The following is a 19089-nucleotide window of genomic DNA, read 5'->3' on the forward strand; positions in this document are numbered from 1 at the left end:
GGTTGGAAAGGACATAAAAAAAGCCCGATGGTATGCTTAACCACCAGGCGGCACGAGCCAATTTTGTTCGCTTCTTATAAGGCTTTGGCGACCCGAAACGACAGAAGCGATTGTTTAACAGGCACCGAAGGCAGCGTAGGCTGGGGTGAATACATCACCGAAGATTCGGTTTGCCGAACGGTTGTAAATTCAGCAGCACGCCGAGTGTGATGATAACCCGCAATAAACAACGCGATACCAATAACTGCTGTCAGGATTCTTTTCATAACGACTATCTGTGGCAACTTATACTAAGCCTTCGTGTAAACCATAACCGGTTGTGGCGAGTAACGCCTTCCTGCAACGCTTTTCACAAACTGGCTTTACTTGATTTTTGTTTATAGTACTCGCAAATGTAAGCTTCGGTTTAGCCTAATTGTCACTTCCTTATTTTACGGGCAACCACACTGGTCTAAATCAGTAGTGACAGATAACCAGTAATCGCCAGATAATAGGACAATAGTTATAGACATTTATAAAAAATAAACTCCTATTGAGGCCAACCAAACCTGCGTAAAAGTAGAACAAATAGACAGGTTTAACTTGGTTTCAGGTCACTGTTTTAGCTAAAGGCAGTTACTACGTCTTCATTCACGAATAAGCTGCTGATTGAAAGAGTCGAATTCAGGGATAAGCGTTGGAATGACCTTGAAAATAAATTGCCCGGCTGTCCTGATTACGGCCGGGCAATATTTGTCTTACACAAAAAGTCAGCAATCACTCTCTTTGATACTCATACGTCGAACCATCGGCTAGCGTGGCATTCTGCGGACTACGTTCCGATAAATACAGCCGTTTGTCAGCCACTCGAAACGACTGCTGGCTTGTATCGGCCTGGAATAAAAGCATCCCGTCCGTGCCGCCGTTCGGGTACCGAAGCGAAAACGCACTAGTCTCTACAGGAATACCACTACGTATCCGCCGGTACTGTCCGCTTTCGTACGTACCGTCAAACGTTAACGTTTCCGAGTAACCCGCTTCCGCAGCCGTAACCGTCTTCTGCGTCAATCCATACGTAATGCGGGTTAGCTGCCAGGTACCGGCAATGGGCGATGGCGGAAATACACAGCCGCAGATTCGTTTCTCGCAGCTAAACACGAGTAGAACCAGTGCCGTAACGATCAGCTTCGCTTTACGTGTTTTCATGATTATTTGCTTCGCTCGTAGACTAACATCCCTGTCTGTTCTCCGCCATAATGCAAGCGTAGGCGGTTCTGACCAGCCAGTTCGTACCGGCTAACCTTTTTCAACGTAGTAAAATACGTTTGCTCGAACTGCATCGCTTCGGAGGAACCCCCGCGCATGGTAGCACCCAGTTCCCGAACAGCAATCTGGCTGCTTGGATCGGATAAGCCACCGGCGTTGTAGTTCATAACCCCGAAGTATAGGTTTACCGATGATTCCCCGGATATCCGTAAGCTAAAAGGCATAGTACTGGCGCTGTCTTCTTCTATCGTCAAACGGATTCGGTAGGGAGACTGAGGTTCGCTCAGGTACCAGGTGCCTAATAACTGATCAGGGCTGGCCGATTTGGGACTAACGTCATCGGTTCGTTCGCACCCCGAAAACGACATCAATAAGGCTGCTATACAGAACAAAAACAGCGTTTTCATAAGGCTCTACTCCGTTCGTTTATATACTAATACGCCTGACGACTCACTGGAATACAATCTAAGCCGGTCGGGGCTAATCAGTTCATACTGGTCAACGCTTTGTAACGTAGTAAAGTACGTTTGTTCGAACTGCATAGCTTCTGCTGGTCCAGCCATTTTAGTGCTGCTGATCGGCCCAGATTCAAAACGTCCCTTGTCAGAAGCACCAGCTCTGGCGAAATACGTATTCACAGGTGCTTTACCACTGATCACCAACGCGATTGAACCCGCAATCGTACTTGCTGTCGGATCTCCAAACAGCTCTAGTGTCGTTGTGTATTGAGTAACAGGGTCAACAAGCGTCCAGATACCAGTAATGTCTTTGGGATCAGTCAAGGGCGTAACATCGTCGTTACGTTCGCACCCCGAAAACGACATTAACAGGGCCGATATACAGAACAAAGACAGCGCTTTCATAAGGTTTTACTCTTTTTATAAACCAATACACCGGGTTTAGTGCCACCGTGGTATAGTCGAAGTTGCTGTTGAGCCGTTACTTCATAGCGAACTACAGCGCCTAAATTGGCCAGGTACGTTTGCTCAAATTGCATCGCCTGCGTTGTGCCGCCTACTTCGGTATAACTGATTCGGTCAACGCTTGATTTGCCGTCGGCAGATGCGAATAAACGGGCTTTGTACGTATTAACCGCCAGTTTTCCGGTAGCATTGAACGGCGTTATATCTACCGGAGGATTGTTGGGGTCTACAACCAGCTCCAGGGTTGCCTCGAACGTAGAATCGGGCTCAACGAGCTGCCATTTGCCAATCAACGGCTGCACCTGCTGGGCCACGACAGGCTCGTTGGTACTACAGCCCTGGAGTACTGTAACCAGAACCGCCAGGGCTGCTACAAGTCTATATCTCATGAATTCGTTTTGGTCGGGTCGGCAACTTTACCGACAAACAATACCGTTCCCGACGTCTTTTCGTGGATTACGAATACGAACGGCCGGTCGCAGAGGTACGCTTGTGGAGCCGACGTAACGGAGATGCCACCCGTTGTAACGGCTGCCGCTTCGGTGCCTTTTTCATCAACCGCCACAAATGTGTTCTGTTTTACAAAGCTAAGCGTTAATCCGCCCTTAGCATTTATTTTGGTGAAATCCGCTGCATCCGTAAACGCCGTTGGCATGCCCATCGCTTCCAGCACATTGTTCAGCTTTATCTCGTAGTTCATCGTGAACTTGGGGAGGCCAATGTCGAACTTGCTGAGGCTCATGTCTTTCTGCAACTGCGTCCATTCATCGCTCGAAAAGGTAGACAGAAGCGATTCGGCGGTTGTGGTGCCGGAAGGCAACAGCACCGTCATCGCATACTTATCCGAGCCGTATGGCAGTTCGAAAGCCGCGTAGGCTGGCTTCACCAGGTGACGCAGATCGGTGTTGAGCCGCATCATCGGAACGGATTTCTCGGTACCTGAGGCTACTTTAAAAGGTGAATCGACCGTCTGCTCGGCATTGAAGCGTGTTTTCCAGTCGCCCTTAAAGTACAGCGCATTCAGCAGGAACATAACGTTATCCGGTTGAATCTGATCGATTACTTTCGGAATGCGTCCGTTCGTTTTCTGGCTTGCCCAGTTGTTGATCTTACCAACCGTGGCCGGGTCCGCGAAGTCCTGAGCCGATACGTCAGCCTTGAACGTTTCTTTCAATACGTTCTGGAAGCTGGTTTCTACCGGAAATGTATTGCGATTCCAGACGGAGTTCGCCAGGGTTACCGTTACGTTCGGGTCGATCTTTGGCAGATTATCAATTAAATTTTGATACGTCTGATTGGCTTCGGCCAGCGTTTGGGCGTCCAGCTTCAGCGTCTGCTGAATCTCCTGAGCGGTCTGGCCATTCGCGCCGTTCATAATCATGCCCAGCGCCATGTGCAGGCTTAAGGGCGAGACAAAAAAATTGTTGTCCTGACCTTCAGCCGTATTGACACGTTTCGCCAGATCGAAGGCGAACTGAGTGGTCTGACTGGCAAACGGGGCTGATACGCGCAGTTCACCGGTCGATGTGCCTGGGCCAGGCGTTACGTCATTTGTATTGCAACTAACGGCTGTGAACAGGCTGCCTGCCACCACCGCACTAAGCAAAGAAAATGCATTCGTTTTCATAACCTAACTCAATTAAGGTATTAACCTATAGCCTGAGTTGGCGCCTTACTCAGGGCTATGTCAGTTGAATACAGATTTACTTATGGACACGTTTTAAAAGATTCACGTTGTTGGCGCAGGGCGTTGACCAGCGACTCGAAACCAGGGATTGTCTGGTTAAACTCGAACGTAACCCGGTGTTTCTGATCGCCACGTTGCAATTCAATATACTCGGCTCCGCCATCAGCGCAGTCTGGGCACCCTAACGTCTCGGGCTGTTTGCTAAACGTTTCGAAATCAGCCAGCGATTGCAGCGTATTCCAGTTCTCCGCCGTTAGTGTCGACTGACACGTCTTGGTTGGATATTCGGCTGGGGTGCGGGGAGCGGTTTGCGTCAGGGTAAGGGTTGTACCGCTCAGCTCATAGTCGGTAAAGCAGTAACCTACGCACATGCCAAACGAGGTGCCGGTACGAATAATCAGGTTTGACGATAGCGGTTCTTTGGACGTTATGTCGGTGCTGGTACAACTGCTGATAGCCAGCGTAAGCAACAAAGCAGCGATTCTTAGATTCATGGTTGTATGCGTTAAAAATGGTAATCTACTCCAAAACTCATCCCGGTTGAGGTCGGGCGGCTGTCGATCTGCGAGTTCGATTGAGTACCCGAGCTTAACGAAGGCTGATAAACGCCCGACAAGGACGCCGACCACCGCCGTGACGGGCGATACCGGAATCGGGCACCCATCGTTGCCGCCAGCGAAACTGGCCGGTAGATGCCATCCTTCGCCGTGATGACCAATTCATCGGCTACGGTGTTGCGAACAAATATGTTGGTCAATAAACCGCCCATAAGCGCTATACCTAATCGTTTCTTCGGCAGAAGCTGATAACCTACCTGAACCGGTACCTGCACAAACTGGTAATTATTTGTGACGACTTGCTGCGATTGATTGGAATAGCTGTTCTGCGCTACGTAGTTGCTACTCGAAAAGAAATCCTGACTCGACGCGGGTGAATTGGCTACCATCGTGTTCCGGGCGCTATTACGTAGGGCGTCCACGTACAGATTGCTGGTTGGGCTGTTCCGTTCCGCACCTGCCGACTGAATCAGCGCTACCGCTGTCTGCCCCGGACTTTCCACTGCCGAATGACCCGTCAGATAGCCTACGCCGGACTCAATTGACCAGTGTTCGCTTAACTGAATACCCGCTCCAGCCTGATACGCTACCGAGAAATTAGCCCGGCTGCTTACCGACGACTGATCGACCCGGCTGTTGCTCGGTACAATTGAGTTCATAAAGCTCATCGGCGCTTGTCGCACCGAAACCGCTGGATTGAACGAGCCCGGCATCATGCTTACCGACGCCCATAGTTCACGCGGTTCGCGCTTTGCCTGGTCAGTAGTCGCTTCCGTGGGCAATTCTGCCGGACGGAACCACACGATGCGCTGAATTTGCCCTAGAGAACGCAGCCGCAACGGCTTTCCGGTAAGCTGCTCAACGGTCAAGCCCGCCTGTGATGCAACCGCGTCCGTGCTGACTTCATGCACTGAAGGATTCTGAGCCAGGATACTCATCCGACTCTCGTCAGGCGCAGGGGGTAACATTGTGGCTGTTGGCTGCGTCCTGCCTGCGGCCAGGAACGCTGAGGATGCAGTGCCACTCGTCCGATTTTCACGCGTTAAGCTGGGCTGCCGCTTCGACGTACTGTATTGCGCTACGGCTTCGCTAGGCGACGTTTGTTGCTCGGGTAAACGAGGAGAATGCTGCCGTGCCGAACTCACTGCGGCCGCAACCGGATTCTTTTCCGAGGGAGCTACCGCTGATGCGATGGCACTACCGGCGGATTCTGGTACCTGACCAGCTGACGGAGATTTAGTTGCCGGAGCAACCGCTACGGGGGCTGTGGTTTCCGCCGGTATAATCTGTTTTACCTGAGCAATTTGTTGATCGGCCGTTTGGGGAGCGAGTGCCCACCAGCCCATCAGCAATACGGCTACCGCAGCCGCTACGCCAACACCCCACACAAAGGGTCGCGACGACGCCAGGCCCGTACCCCAAAGTGGCAGGATGCGCGGCCCTCGGGACTCATCCAGCTGGCGTTCGATGGCATCCCACACACGCGGTGGGGGCGTTTCATCGGCTTCATCAAAAGCTTTACGCCAGAAGTCGTCCTCCGGTAAGTTTTGCTTTAATTCACTCATTTCGTATAGGTTGTTCGCTGGGTCGGGGCTCCGACGAGCGGCCGTCCCACTGTATTTTTTGTTGCAACAGACTCCGGGCCCGCGCATACTGCGATTTCGAAGTTCCCTCGGCAATGTCGAGCAGGTCGGCAATTTCCGGGTGGCTGTAGCCTTCGATGGCATACAGGTTAAACACCGTTCGGCAACCGGGCGGCAGTTCCTGAATCAATTGCAGCAGGTACTGGTAGTTCAGGGTTGGCAGGCTTTCATCGGCCTGCGGCAACACCGGAGCCAATTCCTGCACATCGGCGGTATGTTCCCAGGGCTTTTGTTTCCGCAGGTGTTTCAGCGCGGTGTTGATCACAATACGCTTCAGCCAGGCTTCCAGCGGGCACTCGAACCGGAACGAGTCGATGTGGCGGTATATTTTTACAAACGAATCCTGCAAAACGTCTTCCGCTTCGTCGGGGTCTTTGACGTACCGTTTGCAGACGACAAAGAGCTTCCCGGCAAACCGCTCATAGAGCTGTCGCTGCACAATTCGGTCCTGCCGTCGGCACCCTTCTACTAATGCGTATTCATCCTGCATATCAACGCTGACAAACTAATGACCCGCCTGGAAAAGAAACGGTTGTAATTCCGATTAAATTTTTTTGCCGCATGCATAGCCTAAGATTATCTCATTTTAAAAGTAGGAGGATACGAAGTCCAGACTTTTTGGCACTGTATCTTTGATAAACCCTTCATCTGTGAAACGAATATGAACCGACGTGACGTATTGCGCTGCACACTGGGGATCGGCTTGAGCACAATCGTCGGCCCTGCCTGTTCTGCCAGACCAGCTTTAGCAACCCGTTTCAGCATCGGTGCCTGCGACTGGTCAATCGGCCCGGCTGGCGACATCAACAGTTTTGCGGTGGCCCGGCAAATCGGCCTGGATGGTGTCCAGCTCAGCTTGAACACGCAGGCTGATCACGAGCATCTGCGTCGTCCTGATACGCAACAGGCCTTCAAAGATGCGGCCAAACAGGCAGGTGTAGCAATAGGAGGTTTAGCGATCGGTCTGTTAAATGAAATTCCGTACAAGTCCGACCCGCGCACTGAACAATGGGTGCAGGACAGCGTCGATGTCGCTAGGGCACTGAGCGTTAAAAACGTACTGCTGGCCTTTTTTAGCAACAATGACCTACGTAACGATTCCAAAGGAACACAGGTAGTTATTGAACGGCTCAAAGCGGTTGCCCCGAAAGCCGAACGAGCGGGCGTCGTGCTGGGCATCGAATCCTGGTTGTCGGCTCCTGAGCACCTGGCCATTCTGGATGCCGTGGGTTCACCCGCCGTACAGGTGTACTACGACGTGTGCAATTCGACGGTCATGGGCTACGATATTTTTAAGGAAATCCGTACGCTTGGCAAAGACCGAATCTGCGAAATCCACCTGAAAGAGAACGGCAGTTTGCTTGGCAAAGGTCAGGTTGATCTGAAAAAAGTTCGCCAGACAATCGATGAGATCGGGTATCGCGGCTGGCTTCAGATCGAGGGAGCCGTACCTAAGGGACAACCCTTACTAGACAGTTATAGAGTGAATAATGAGACGGTTCGTGCGCTGTTTACGTAACAATAACCCAATGCACGACGTAACGCAGCCGCGAACAGAAAAGGAAGTAGCATGAGAGCAGTAGTATCCCTAAACGCATTACCGCTGGCCATTCCCACAATTGGGTTGTTATACCTGGCAAGTCAACTGATTCAGCCACAGTCCGCTGGTCTGCCTATATCCATGCCGGAGCCTAGCCAGCAGCGGTCAATGATTGTCAGTGCAGATTCCGATAGGCTCTACCTACCCGACGATCTGGAAGCCACGCTTTGGGCCGAAGCCCCAATGTTCCACAACCCCACGAATATGGATATCGATGCTAAAGGGCGGGTGTGGGTTACAGAAGCGGTGAATTACCGGAAGTTTAACAACAAGCCAGAAACCAGACTCGATCATCCGGAAGGCGAACGAATCATGATTCTGGAAGACACCAACGGCGATGGGAAGGCTGACAACAGCAAGGTATTCGTGACGGACCCGGAACTGGTATCGCCCCTGGGTATTGCGGTCATTGGCAATAAAGTGATTGTGTCGTGTTCGCCAAATCTGGTCGTCTATACCGATGAGAATGGCGACGATAAACCCGACCGCAAAGAGGTGTTGCTGACGGGCTTCGGTGGACTCGATCACGACCACGCGCTTCATGCCGTTGTGGCCGGACCCGATGGTAAATATTACTTCAATACGGGCAATGCCGGGCCGCACATCGTTACCGACAAAGACGGCTGGACGCTACGTTCGGGGAGTCTATACACCGGTGGAACGCCGTATAACAAAATCAACCACGGCAATCAGGTCAGCGACGATGGCCGGATTTGGGTCGGTGGGCTGGCGTTACGGATCAACGCCGATGGCTCCAATCTGAAAGTGATGGGCCACAACTTCCGGAATAACTACGAAACGGCGCTCGACTCGTACGGAAATATGTGGCAGAACGACAACGACGATCAGGTAGTGGCCTGCCGAACCAGTTGGCTCATGGAAGGAGGGAATGCCGGCTATTTCAGCAGCGACGGTACGCGATACTGGCAGGCCGACCAACGGCCCGGCCAAACCATACCCACTGCGCACTGGCATCAGGAAGATCCGGGCGTGATGCCGGTTGGCGACATTACCGGAGCCGGTTCGCCCACGGGCATGGTCGTGTACGAGGGCGATGAGTTAGGGCCGCAGTATCGGGGTATGGTGCTCAGCGCCGAAGCGGGACGTAACGTAATTTATAGTTACAGGCCCGAAGTGTGGGGCGCTGGCTACCGACTACCTCGTACGGACTTTATCAGTACGTTTCCCAAAGTAGAGGAAGATTATAAATGGAATAACGTTGACCAGGATACGCGCAAATGGTTTCGGCCCAGCGACGTAGCGGTTGGCACTGACGGAGCACTTTACATTGCCGACTGGTACGATCCGATCGTGGGTGGTCACCAGATGCAGGATCAGAAAGGATACGGGCGGATCTATCGGATTACCCCGAAAGGCCGAAATCTGAAAACACCTAAGATAGACCTGCGTACTACCCAAGGCCAGATTGCGGCTTTGCTTAATCCGGCCGTAAACGTTCGTATGCTCGGCTTTGAAGCCCTACAGGAGCAGGGTGATAAGGCCGTAGAGCCGGTCATGGCGCTGTTGTCGTCGCCAAATCCATATCACCGCGCCAGGGCGATCTTTCTGCTGGCTCATCTGGGCGCTGAAGGTCAGTTTGAAGTCGAACGGCTGTTGAAGGCGGTTGACGCCCCCGTGCGAATGGCGGCCATTCGGGCACTACGTAGCATCACGCCGGAAAATACAAAATCGAATCCTGGACTGACCGCTTCACAGAAAGCCCTATTGCCGTTGTTAGGTAACTTATCCAGCGACCCAAATCCGGCCGTTCGTCGGGAAGTTGCCATTGCGCTGCGCGACATTCCGTATATCGACTGCCGGTATATGCTGCTCAATCTGCTGAAAGGCTACGACGGGCAGGACCGATTTTATTTGCATGCGCTTGGTATTGCGGCCGATGGCAAAGAAGAAGCCGTGTTTGCGGACCTGCGCCCGAGTCTGCCGACCGACCCGCTGGAGTGGGATCAGCGAACGGCGAACCTGATGTGGGAACTTCATCCCGCTTCGTCGGTGACGATGTTGAAGAAACGGGCCGAAGCACAAACGCTTTCAGCCGATGCCCGAAAACAGGCCGTTACGACGCTGGCCTTCATCAAAAGCGAAGCTGCGGCTAAAGCAATGGTTGATCTGGGAAAATCGCCGGACAAAGACGTAGCTGCTCAGGCAACGTACTGGCTCGGCTTCCGGCGGGGAAATGATTGGGCAAAGCTGCTGAATTGGGAAGAGCTTATGCCCACACAGGTGTCGGCCGAGGAGCAGAAGATGCTCGCCAAACGGCAGATACTGCTCGACGAGTACAAATCTGACGCCGAAAAACGGAGCGTAGCGCTCACCATGGCCCGCGACCCGGAGGGGGGCAAGGTGCTGGTTGGCCTGGCGGCCGATGGGAAGCTATCGGACGCGTTGATCAAAAGTGTCGGCCCAGCTATTCTGAGAAATTCGGACCAGACCGTTCGCACCATGGCGAAGGAATATTTTGCTCCTAAAAAAGCGACACCGGCTCCGGAGCCGCCTGCTGTAGCCATCGCTGCTCCAACAACCCCGGAAAAGCCGCCGGTGACTGCACCAGTGGAAACGAATATCACTGATCCGGCCATTGCCGAGATCGCCCTGCTGACCGGCAACGAAAACGCTGGGCTTAGCGTCTTCAAAACAAGTTGTGCTGGCTGCCACCGACACGGCAAACAAGGTAACGATGTTGGGCCGGAGCTGACAAAAATTCATCAGAAATTTGATAAAAACGGCCTGTTGGATGCCATTCTCCGCCCGAGTGCGGGGATTGCGTTTGGCTACGAACCCTGGCTGATTACAACAAAAACGGGTCAGACGTATTACGGCTTTCTGGTAAGCGATGGGAGTCAGTCGATTGTGGTGAAGGGCGTAACGGGGCAAAAACATACTATCCCAACGGATAAGGTTTTCTCCCGACGGCAGTACAAAACAAGCCTTATGCCCGACCCCACGTCAATGGGGCTGAAACCGCAGCAGATAGCCGACTTAACTGCTTTTCTCCTGAAACAATAAACCCAGGATGCGAAACCCCGCCAGATGCTTAGCGGGGTTTCGCATTTCTAAGCAGTTGTTAGTAACGAATGACGTATTGCAACTAATTCGTAGTATCGTTTGTGGAAAACTAAACCATTAGGCATCCAAAGGAATCAATGGACTGTTGACCGGATTATTTACCCGCCCCAACCATGAATCGTACACTCATCAGCTTGTTATTAACCTGCCTGGCCCTAGCCGCTTCGGCCCAAAACCGTCCCTTGCCCGATTATGCCCGTGATTGGCGTCGGGCCGATACGCTGGCGGCTAAAGGACTACCCAAATCGGCGCTGGCCATAGCGAATCGCATCTACAACGAAGCCAAAGCCGCCCGGAACTATCCACAACTGGCCAAAGCGGCCATGCACCGAATGATCTTCCGCAGTTACTCGGATGAAGATACGTACGTAGAGTTGGTACGTTCCATGCAGGCCGATATTCAAGATACACCCGAACCAGCGCGGTCGGTGTTACAATCGGCATTAGCCACGATTTACTGGCAGTATTTTCAAAAAAACCGGTACAAATTCTATAGCCGGGCTACAGTTGATAAGCCAGCTAACCAAAAAACGCTTGCTGATTCGACTTCTGATTTCACAACCTGGGACGCTCATCAACTGATAGCGGAAATTACCCAGGCGTATCTGGCTTCGGTGCAAAATAAGGAGCTGTTGCAGCGTATTCCCGTGTCGGACTATGAGGTACTGATCGACAAGGGGGACGCGGACACCCGTGTGCTGCGCCCTACCTTATATGATTTGCTGGTTCACCGCGCCATTGGCTTCTTTCAAAATACCGAACCCGATTTGCTGAAGCCAGTTTTTCAATTTGTCCTCGACAAACCGAATTACCTCTCCGGGCCTGAAGGCTTTGCGCAGTTAACTATCGAAAGCCTGGATTCGCTGTCGGGCCGGTACCAGGCCCTGCGGTTGTATCAGCAATTGATCCAATTTCACCTGGCTGATAAAGATCCGTCTGCACTGGCCGATGCCGATGCCATGCGACTATCATTTGTTCGGGGATATAGCACCGTGACCAACAAGGACACATTGTATCGGCAAACGCTTACCCAGCAGATGAGTCGCTATAAAGGCCAACTGGCTGAAGCCGTTTATGCATTCGAGTTAGCCAAATTGCTGGCCGATGACAACGGACCCCGGCCGTTACAGGACGCCGACCCACTGGACAGTGGTACGCCAGCGCCCGATCCGGCCAAATGGAACCGTAAGCAGGCTGCGGATATTTGTCGGGACCTGGAGAAGCGGTATCCTAAAACATACATCGCGCAGCAGGCAGCCCGTTTGTTAAGTCAACTGCTCAATCCAACGTTTTCGGCTCAGGTAGAACTGGTCAACAGTCCTGATCAGCCGTTTCGGGCACTCGTTACGTATCAGAACGTCTCCCGCCTACAATACCGAGTTATCCGGCTGTACGCTGCGGAACGACAGGTCTATCGGAATCTTTATAACACGCCGGAACAGCGACAGTTGGTGGTCGATGAGTGGCTCAAGCGGCCAGTCGTGACTGAGGGAGACGTTACGTTACCCGATGATGGAGATTTACGCGAGCATAGTACTGAAATCGCCCTGCGGGGATTACCACTTGGGTGTTACGCGCTGCTGGTGACATCCGATACGAAGTTTCAGGCCAAGGGCGGGACTATAGACTGGGCTTCGTTCTGGGTTTCGTCGCTGAGCTATGTGCTTCAGACCGACTCGAAAAATAAGGATAATACCTTATTCGTGACAAACCGGCAGTCTGGCGAGCCGCTGCCGAACGCGATGGTAGCAGTGGTTGATCCTACAACCCGGCCCATAGCCGGTGGCCAACGAAACAAAGCTACTAATGCCGAGGGGCGTGCGGTTGTTCCTATTAGCGAGGTACCAATGCAGACGGCCTTCTTTTACCAGATTACCCTCGGCAAAGATACGCTGCTCTCTGATCAGCAGTACCGATATAACTACAACACGAACGTAGATGACGAGCGAGTTACTACGTATACAAACCTATTTACCGACCGGGCTATTTACCGACCGGGCCAGCCGATTTACGTGAAGGGTTTATTGTATGAAGGCCAAACAAACCAGTACAATGTAGTGGCTGGTCAGGATGTTGCGATTCGGTTTCTCGATCAAAACAGAGAGGAAATAGGGAAGCAGACGGTTAAAACCAACGAATTTGGTACGTTCAATACGTCGTTTACGGCGCCTGTCGGGCGATTGACGGGAGTTATGTCTATTCAAACGGGCCGGGGTAGTACGGTTGTTCGGGTCGAAGAATACAAACGTCCGACTTTTGAGGTAACTAGTAAACCCATTAAACAGACGTTCAAACTTGGTCAGACCATAACTTTATCTGCACAGGCCAAAACGTTTGCGGGGGCGGTAGTGGATGGTGCCGAAGTACGCTACCGGATCACCCGAAACTTGCGGCAGCGATGGGATGGCTGGTACACCTCCTGGAATCGAATTCCTCAACGGTCCGTAGAGGCCGAGATTGCCAACGGAACCGCAAAGACCGATGCGCAGGGAAATGTTGTTGTTACGTTCGTTGCCCTGCCCGACCCCGAAAAGAAGCGGGAAACCAATCCCATCTTTGACTTTAAAATAACCATCGATGTAACGGATCGGGCTGGCGAGACTCGCAGCAACAATCAGACGCTACGTATTGGCTACACCGCTTTGCAGGCTGAATTACGAATTCCGGCCCAGATTGAAAAAAGCCCCACCGCTGCACCAACGCCCTTTGTTGTGAAAGCGACAAATCAGTCGGGCGAAAAAATCCGGGCCACCGGACAGCTTACGGTATATCGGCTACAGACTCCCCATCGCCTGCTACGCAAGCGGCTCTGGTCTCGCCCCGACCGCCAGTTAGTGACCCGTGCCGAGTTCGAGCGCTTGTTCCCGAACGATGTTTTTGACACTGAAGACAATCCACGTTCGTGGCCCAAGCAAACCGTTGTTCAGCAGCAGCCGATCGCAACCGCTGTCGATTCGCTGATCAAGCCAGACTTGTCTCGCTATGAGCCGGGTGAGTACGTAGCGGAACTAAATTTGACCGACTCAACGGGGGAAACTGTTCGCGAGCGAGCGTATTTTTCGGTGCTGGACGAGCAACAGCCCACGGCGTCGGCGCTGGCGGATGCCTGGTTCCAGGTCCGTAAGGCAACCGCCGAACCGGGCGAAACGGCCGTATTCTGGGTCGGTAATGCGAAACCAGGCTGGGTACTGATGCAGGTCGAAGAGAAACAACGCATCGTTCGGCAGGAATGGCTGAAAACCGATGGGCGGCCTCGCCAGGTAACGTTGCCCGTTTCAGAAAAGCAACGCGGAGGATTTGCTGTCCATTTCACGATGGTGCAAAACGGACGCCTGTATCAGGAATCACAGATCATTACGGTGCCGTTCACAAACAAGCAACTACGTATTGAAACGCAAACGTTTCGTAACAAACTAAAGCCCGGTCAGGCCGAAGAGTGGACGCTGACCATTGCCGGACTGGACAATAAACCGGCTGAACTGGTTGCGACGTTGTACGACGCTTCGCTGGATGCCTTTAGTCGGCTCGACTGGCCAACCACGTTTTATCGTCCTTACTTGTCGACGTTCTATCGGCCAGGTCAAACGATGAGCTTCAATACTCATCGTACCAACGTATTGCTGCATCCCTCCCGGCCTGAGCTTCCCGTTCCAAATCGAAAGTATGATGAGCTAGGCTGGTCGGGGTACCGGTTGACGTTCGCGGGTGGAAAATTATTCCGACATAATCCGATTGGTCCGTATGGCGTTTCCAATCAGGCCCTGCGCATTACCATTAATCGGGCGGGTAAGCGATTGTCCGGCACCGCGAAAAACCCAGATGGAACCGCTGTATCGGGCGTTACCGTCCTCATAAAAGGATCTACCACCGGTGCTATAACGGATGCGCAGGGCATGTTTACCATAACGGCTAATTCGGATAAAGACCCCGTAACGCTGCTGTTTGCCAGTATTGGCTACGTAACATCCGAAGTCACGATCAAGCAAAAAACGGTTTCACTACGTATGCCGCCTGATGTTCAGCAATTGAATGAGGTTGTCGTTACGGGTTACGAAACCAAACGCATGCGAAGTGTAACAGGGGCATTTGCTATGGCAAAGGTTGGGGGAGGAGCTGCCCCTGCACCAGCTATGGCGGCTGATGCTACCGTTGAGGAATTAAACGAAGCGGTTGCCGCCGAACCCGATAAGCCGCGCTCAGATACGCCACCTGTTAATCCCAGACGTAATTTTAACGAAACGGCTTTTTTCGTTCCACAGGTTAAAACCGACGACAAAGGCCGGGTTGTGCTGAAGTTCACCATGCCCGAAGCACTTACGCGCTGGCGGCTGCTGGCGTTCGCGCACACGAAAGACCTGAAAATTGGTACGTTGGAGCGCGAGGTTGTGACGCAGAAAGAACTGATGATCAGCGCTAACGCGCCCCGTTTCTTCCGCGAAGGTGATACCATTCGGCTTACGGCGCGGGTGAACAACCTGACGGATAAACCACAAACGGGCGTGGCTAACCTAGAGCTACTCGATGCGTTAACGGGTGAGCCGATTCAGTCGAAGCTCAAACTGGCCAATGCACAACTGCCGATTTCTATCTTGGCCGGGCAAAGCCAATCCGTCGGCTGGACGTTGGTGGTTCCGACAGGGTTGGAAACGGTTACGTGTCGGCTGACGGCGCAAGCTGCTGGATTTACCGATGGCGAAGAATTCACGGTTCCTGTTTTACCGAACCGAATGCTGGTGACCGATACTAAACCGTTTTGGGTGAATGGGTCAGGTCCTCGTTCTACGCAGACAAAGGAGTTTAAGCTTACTGCGCTGACGAATCTTAATCCTGAACTGCCTGTGCAGCATGAACGGTTGACCGTTGAAGTAACCTCTAATCCGACGTGGTATGCCCTGCAATCGCTGCCTTACCTGATGGAGTATCGCTACGAATGTGCTGAGCAGTTGTTTAGCCGGTTGTATGCCAACACGCTGGCAGCTCACATTGTCGGGAGCAAACCTGAGTTTGCGCAGGTTATTGCGCAGTGGCAGAAGAACCCGCCCCGCAGCCCGCTCGACTCGAACGAAGAATTAAAAGCCATTACGTTGGAAAACTCACCCTGGCTGGCCGATGCCCGCTCCGAGTCAGCCCGGCAGGCGCGGCTGGGACAACTGCTCGATCAAAACCGGATGCGTACCGAGCAGCAGGCCGCTTTCGATAAGCTCCGGCAACTACAGGTAGCAAGTGGTGGATTTCGGTGGTTCGGCGGGATGGAGCCCAATCTGTCGATGACGCTGCACATTCTGAGTGGATTTGGCCATCTTCAAAAGCTCGGTGTTCAGTTTCCAGACGATATGCAGGCGGAGTTGGGGGAGATGCAGGCCAACGCCATCCAGTACGTCGATGCCGAAATGAAAAATTGGATTGAGGAGCAAAAAAAACACAAAGCCGTTGACGGTTGGTCTTTTCTGGAAACGCAATATCTCTACGTCCGTAGCTTCTATACCAGTAAGCCCGTGGCTAAAGATATACTCACCTATGTGAAGCAGCGCGTTGCCGCAGGTTGGCTAAAACAAAGTTTACAGGGACAGGCACTCTCGGCGCTGGCGCTGGCCCGTTTCGAGGATGCGAAAACGGCTAACGGCATTCTGGCATCGTTGCTGGAACGATCGAAAACGTCGGAGGAGCTGGGTACGTATTGGCCCGATAACCAAAGTGGCCTGCACTGGTACCAGACACCCATCGAAACCCAGGCGTATATTATTGAAGCGTTTGAAGAGCTTAACCGCGACCGAGCTACGGTTGATGCGATGAAACGCTGGCTGATTCGTCAGAAACAAACGCAGTCATGGTCATCCACCAAAGCGACGACTGAGGCCATCTACGCCCTTCTGCTGCGCGGCAGCGATTGGCTCGATACGAAACCAAATACTACAGTAAGCCTGGGTGGTCAGCCGATCGACAACCGCGTAACGAAAACAGAAGCAATCACGGGTTATCAAAAAGTAACGTATGCCGCTAGCGAGATCAAGCCGGAGATGGGCGTTATCCAGATTGCGAAGAAAGGAGAGGGGCCTGCTTGGGGCGCTTTATATTGGCAGCACTTCGAGCCGCTTGATCGGGTGATGCCGGGCAGTGCCGGTTTGTCCGTTCAGAAAACGCTCTATGTACAGCGCGATTCACCCGGCGGGCCCGTTATCTCACCCGTTGCGTCGGCAACGAGTCTGAAGCCGGGCGACTTGATCAAGGTCCGGCTCGTGCTGAAAACCGACCGGGAAATGGAATATGTACACCTGAAAGACAGCCGGGCGTCAGGCTTTGAGCCCGTTGCAGCCTTATCGGGTTATAAGTACCAGAATGGACTCGGCTACTACGAATCGCCCCGCGACGCGTCAACCGACTTCTTTATTAGTTACTTAACTGTAGGTACGCACGTTTTTGAGTATGATCTGCGCGTTGCCCAAGCCGGCGATTTTTCTGCCGGGGTTGCTACGGTTCAGTGCTTCTATGCGCCAGAGTTTTCGGCTCATTCCGCCGGAGAGCGAGTACGGGTAAAGTAAGGTTCAGGAAATAACGGCTATGGCTTCCAGCTCGATCTGGAGGCCATAGTGCAGAGGTAACACTGGCACCACCGAACGCGCTGGCTTATGGTTGCCGAAAAACTGCGCGTACCGCTGATCGACCGTACCCCAGGCGTTAATGTCCGAAACAAAAATGGTTACTTTGAGTACGTGTTCGCGTTGGCTGCCAGCGGCTTGCAGTATAGCATCGAGATTGACCAGCACCTGTTCGGTCTGCTCAGCCATAGTGGCGTTGGTAAGCTTCTCACCGGTCGGCTTTATCGGCAAAATTCCTGATAGGTAAGCAAGGCCATTGTGAACGACGGCTTGCGAATAATGGCCTCCGGGGGCCGGGGCATTTAGGGTATCGATACATGTCATAGGACGTGTTAGTTTATAGCGAGCTAACAGATCAAGCGCGTTAAACAGAGTCGCCCAACTGCTCCAGCACTTCAATGGCCACCCGTTCACCGGAGCGTACGGCACCGTCGATATAACCATTCCAGATGTCGGAAGTTTCGGTACCGGCCCAATGGATTCGGCCGACGGGTTCTCGAAGTGCTTTGCCAAGCGTTGTCCACACGCCCGGGCCCATCAGACCTGCGTAACATCCGCGTGACCACTCTTCGTTGATGAACGAATGATCGAGGTAACGAACGGGTTTGAGCGCTTCTGGTCCAAAGAACGTAGCAAATGCATGAAGCGCCGATAGCTTACGGCTTTCATCCGATAAGGCTGAAAACTCTATGGCCTGGTTGCCAAGTACAAACCCCATCAGCACGCCCTGGCTTGCGTCCTTTGGTGAATTATCGAATGTAACCGTTACGTGTCCATCGGGCGTAGCGGCCAATCCATTTAGACCTTGTTTACGCCAGAAAGGGTTGTCGTAGATCGCGTAGCATTTCCAGACCGAACCCATCGGCATTCGCTGAGTTAACTGGGCACGTTGAGCGGGAAGTAGCGGCTGAAAATCAATTTTGGCCGTAAGGGTGGGAGGGATGGCTACAATTACTCGCTGCGCTAAGATGGTAGCCTGTTCTGTAATAACCCGCACCTGCTCATCATCCTGTAAAATAGCTTTCACCGGGCTATTAAACATAATACGGTCCTGGAACGTAGCGGCCATGCGGTCGGCGATGGTTTGAGCACCGCCCACAAAACGCTCTTCCTGAGCCCCGTTCTTTACGTTCATCAGGGTGTCCAGATCCCGACCTGACTTGATGTAGAAAAGCGCATGAAGCAAGGAAATCTCCGCTGGGTCGGCCGCCCAGATCGCTTCAGCGGCAATCTTGAAAAACTGCCGGGCTATGTCGAAACGCATCTGCTTATCCATCCAGGCTGATAATGTCATGGAATCAAGCTGCCGAGCATTGGGCGTTTCCCAGGGGGCTGTAAGGTTAACCGTCTTCGACAGCTTACTAAGTGCTTTGATAGCAGCATCCAGACTGAGTAGCGCCCCAACCGGTAGCGGAGGGATTAACCCCTTGTAGCGTTTAACCTGACCCCGAAAGAACTGGGTGCTTTTCCCTTCGTCAAAGGTCTTGAACGTCTCAACGCTAAACTCCTTTGCAAGCGCATAAAGCCGATCCTGCGTTGGTCCAACCCAGGCTCCGCCCAAATCGACATAAGACCCATCGTCGAAACGTTGCGTCCATACCCGACCGCCAACGCGGCCCTGAGCTTCCAGAAGCAGGACGTTTTTACCAGCTTTCAACAAATCACGCGTTGCGGTCAGGCCCGCGTAGCCTGCACCGATTACCACAACGTCGTAGGAGGGGGAATGACTCATCAGTACGTAGGAATAACTGTGG

General features: G+C 52.8%; 14 protein-coding genes. 3 read left to right on the plus strand and 11 right to left on the minus strand.

Features of this window, described 5'->3' with window-relative positions; all coding sequences use genetic code 11:
• Positions 1-74: 74 nt before the first annotated feature.
• From ACYVIY_RS14235 to ACYVIY_RS14275, 9 genes are all read right to left on the minus strand, one after another.
• The gene (locus ACYVIY_RS14235) at positions 75-266 is read right to left on the minus strand and encodes a hypothetical protein (protein WP_460977029.1); all 192 of its coding nucleotides are present in this window, start codon (positions 264-266) and stop codon (positions 75-77) included.
• Positions 267-756: 490 nt separating this feature from the next.
• Complete coding sequence (locus ACYVIY_RS14240; protein ID WP_460977030.1) at positions 757-1185, minus strand: hypothetical protein; 429 nt, start codon at positions 1183-1185, stop codon at positions 757-759.
• A 2-nt stretch (positions 1186-1187) separates the two neighbouring features.
• Positions 1188-1652, minus strand: coding sequence for an META domain-containing protein (locus ACYVIY_RS14245; RefSeq protein ID WP_460977031.1), 465 nt, complete (start codon positions 1650-1652; stop codon positions 1188-1190).
• 6 nt (positions 1653-1658) lie between these two features.
• Entirely contained in the window at positions 1659-2108 is a 450-nt protein-coding gene (locus ACYVIY_RS14250) for an META domain-containing protein (RefSeq protein ID WP_460977032.1), read from the minus strand.
• The gene (locus tag ACYVIY_RS14255; protein ID WP_460977033.1) at positions 2105-2557 is read right to left on the minus strand and encodes an META domain-containing protein; all 453 of its coding nucleotides are present in this window, start codon (positions 2555-2557) and stop codon (positions 2105-2107) included. Before ACYVIY_RS14255 ends, ACYVIY_RS14250 begins: the two co-directional genes overlap by 4 nt.
• Complete coding sequence (locus ACYVIY_RS14260; RefSeq protein WP_460977034.1) at positions 2554-3795, minus strand: serpin family protein; 1242 nt, start codon at positions 3793-3795, stop codon at positions 2554-2556. Before ACYVIY_RS14260 ends, ACYVIY_RS14255 begins: the two co-directional genes overlap by 4 nt.
• A gap of 80 nt (positions 3796-3875) precedes the next feature.
• Complete coding sequence (locus ACYVIY_RS14265) at positions 3876-4349, minus strand: hypothetical protein (RefSeq protein WP_460977035.1); 474 nt, start codon at positions 4347-4349, stop codon at positions 3876-3878.
• Positions 4350-4360: 11 nt separating this feature from the next.
• Positions 4361-5977: a hypothetical protein gene (locus tag ACYVIY_RS14270; RefSeq protein WP_460977036.1), complete on the minus strand. Its 1617-nt coding sequence runs from the start codon at positions 5975-5977 to the stop codon at positions 4361-4363.
• On the minus strand, positions 5970-6545 hold the full coding sequence (locus ACYVIY_RS14275) for an RNA polymerase sigma factor (RefSeq protein ID WP_460977037.1): 576 nt from the start codon (positions 6543-6545) through the stop codon (positions 5970-5972). Before ACYVIY_RS14275 ends, ACYVIY_RS14270 begins: the two co-directional genes overlap by 8 nt.
• Positions 6546-6716: 171 nt before the next feature.
• Between ACYVIY_RS14275 and ACYVIY_RS14280 the strand changes: the two genes are divergently transcribed.
• From ACYVIY_RS14280 to ACYVIY_RS14290, 3 genes are all read left to right on the plus strand, one after another.
• Positions 6717-7574 carry a sugar phosphate isomerase/epimerase family protein gene (locus ACYVIY_RS14280; protein WP_460977038.1) on the plus strand — a complete coding sequence of 286 codons (858 nt, stop codon included), beginning with the start codon at positions 6717-6719 and terminating at the stop codon, positions 7572-7574.
• 51 nt (positions 7575-7625) lie between these two features.
• Complete coding sequence (locus tag ACYVIY_RS14285; protein ID WP_460977039.1) at positions 7626-10679, plus strand: PVC-type heme-binding CxxCH protein; 3054 nt, start codon at positions 7626-7628, stop codon at positions 10677-10679.
• Between the two features lie 173 nt (positions 10680-10852).
• A complete protein-coding gene (locus ACYVIY_RS14290) occupies positions 10853-17278 on the plus strand; it encodes an alpha-2-macroglobulin family protein (protein WP_460977040.1) in 6426 nt (2141 codons plus the stop codon).
• Positions 17279-17281: 3 nt separating this feature from the next.
• Here ACYVIY_RS14290 and ACYVIY_RS14295 read toward each other — a convergent pair whose 3' ends face one another.
• Positions 17282-17659, minus strand: coding sequence for a RidA family protein (locus tag ACYVIY_RS14295; protein ID WP_460977041.1), 378 nt, complete (start codon positions 17657-17659; stop codon positions 17282-17284).
• Positions 17660-17699: 40 nt separating this feature from the next.
• Positions 17700-19067, minus strand: a complete 1368-nt coding sequence (locus tag ACYVIY_RS14300; RefSeq protein WP_460977042.1) for a flavin monoamine oxidase family protein — start codon at positions 19065-19067, stop codon at positions 17700-17702.
• Positions 19068-19089: the final 22 nt, after the last annotated feature.

The sequence above is a fragment of the Spirosoma knui genome (genome assembly GCF_054780635.1).

Bases quoted from the DNA above. Each gene is read 5' to 3' on its own strand.
- ACYVIY_RS14245 (WP_460977031.1), bottom strand. From the start codon at position 1,652: ATGAAAACGCTGTTTTTGTTCTGTATAGCAGCCTTATTGATGTCGTTT.
- ACYVIY_RS14250 (WP_460977032.1), bottom strand. From the start codon at position 2,108: ATGAAAGCGCTGTCTTTGTTCTGTATATCGGCCCTGTTAATGTCGTTT.
- ACYVIY_RS14255 (WP_460977033.1), bottom strand. From the start codon at position 2,557: ATGAGATATAGACTTGTAGCAGCCCTGGCGGTTCTGGTTACAGTACTC.
- ACYVIY_RS14260 (WP_460977034.1), bottom strand. From the start codon at position 3,795: ATGAAAACGAATGCATTTTCTTTGCTTAGTGCGGTGGTGGCAGGCAGC.
- ACYVIY_RS14270 (WP_460977036.1), bottom strand. From the start codon at position 5,977: ATGAGTGAATTAAAGCAAAACTTACCGGAGGACGACTTCTGGCGTAAA.
- ACYVIY_RS14235 (WP_460977029.1), bottom strand. From the start codon at position 266: ATGAAAAGAATCCTGACAGCAGTTATTGGTATCGCGTTGTTTATTGCG.
- ACYVIY_RS14265 (WP_460977035.1), bottom strand. From the start codon at position 4,349: ATGAATCTAAGAATCGCTGCTTTGTTGCTTACGCTGGCTATCAGCAGT.
- ACYVIY_RS14275 (WP_460977037.1), bottom strand. From the start codon at position 6,545: ATGCAGGATGAATACGCATTAGTAGAAGGGTGCCGACGGCAGGACCGA.
- ACYVIY_RS14295 (WP_460977041.1), bottom strand. From the start codon at position 17,659: ATGACATGTATCGATACCCTAAATGCCCCGGCCCCCGGAGGCCATTAT.
- ACYVIY_RS14300 (WP_460977042.1), bottom strand. From the start codon at position 19,067: ATGAGTCATTCCCCCTCCTACGACGTTGTGGTAATCGGTGCAGGCTAC.
- ACYVIY_RS14240 (WP_460977030.1), bottom strand. From the start codon at position 1,185: ATGAAAACACGTAAAGCGAAGCTGATCGTTACGGCACTGGTTCTACTC.
- ACYVIY_RS14290 (WP_460977040.1), top strand. From the start codon at position 10,853: ATGAATCGTACACTCATCAGCTTGTTATTAACCTGCCTGGCCCTAGCC.
- ACYVIY_RS14280 (WP_460977038.1), top strand. From the start codon at position 6,717: ATGAACCGACGTGACGTATTGCGCTGCACACTGGGGATCGGCTTGAGC.
- ACYVIY_RS14285 (WP_460977039.1), top strand. From the start codon at position 7,626: ATGAGAGCAGTAGTATCCCTAAACGCATTACCGCTGGCCATTCCCACA.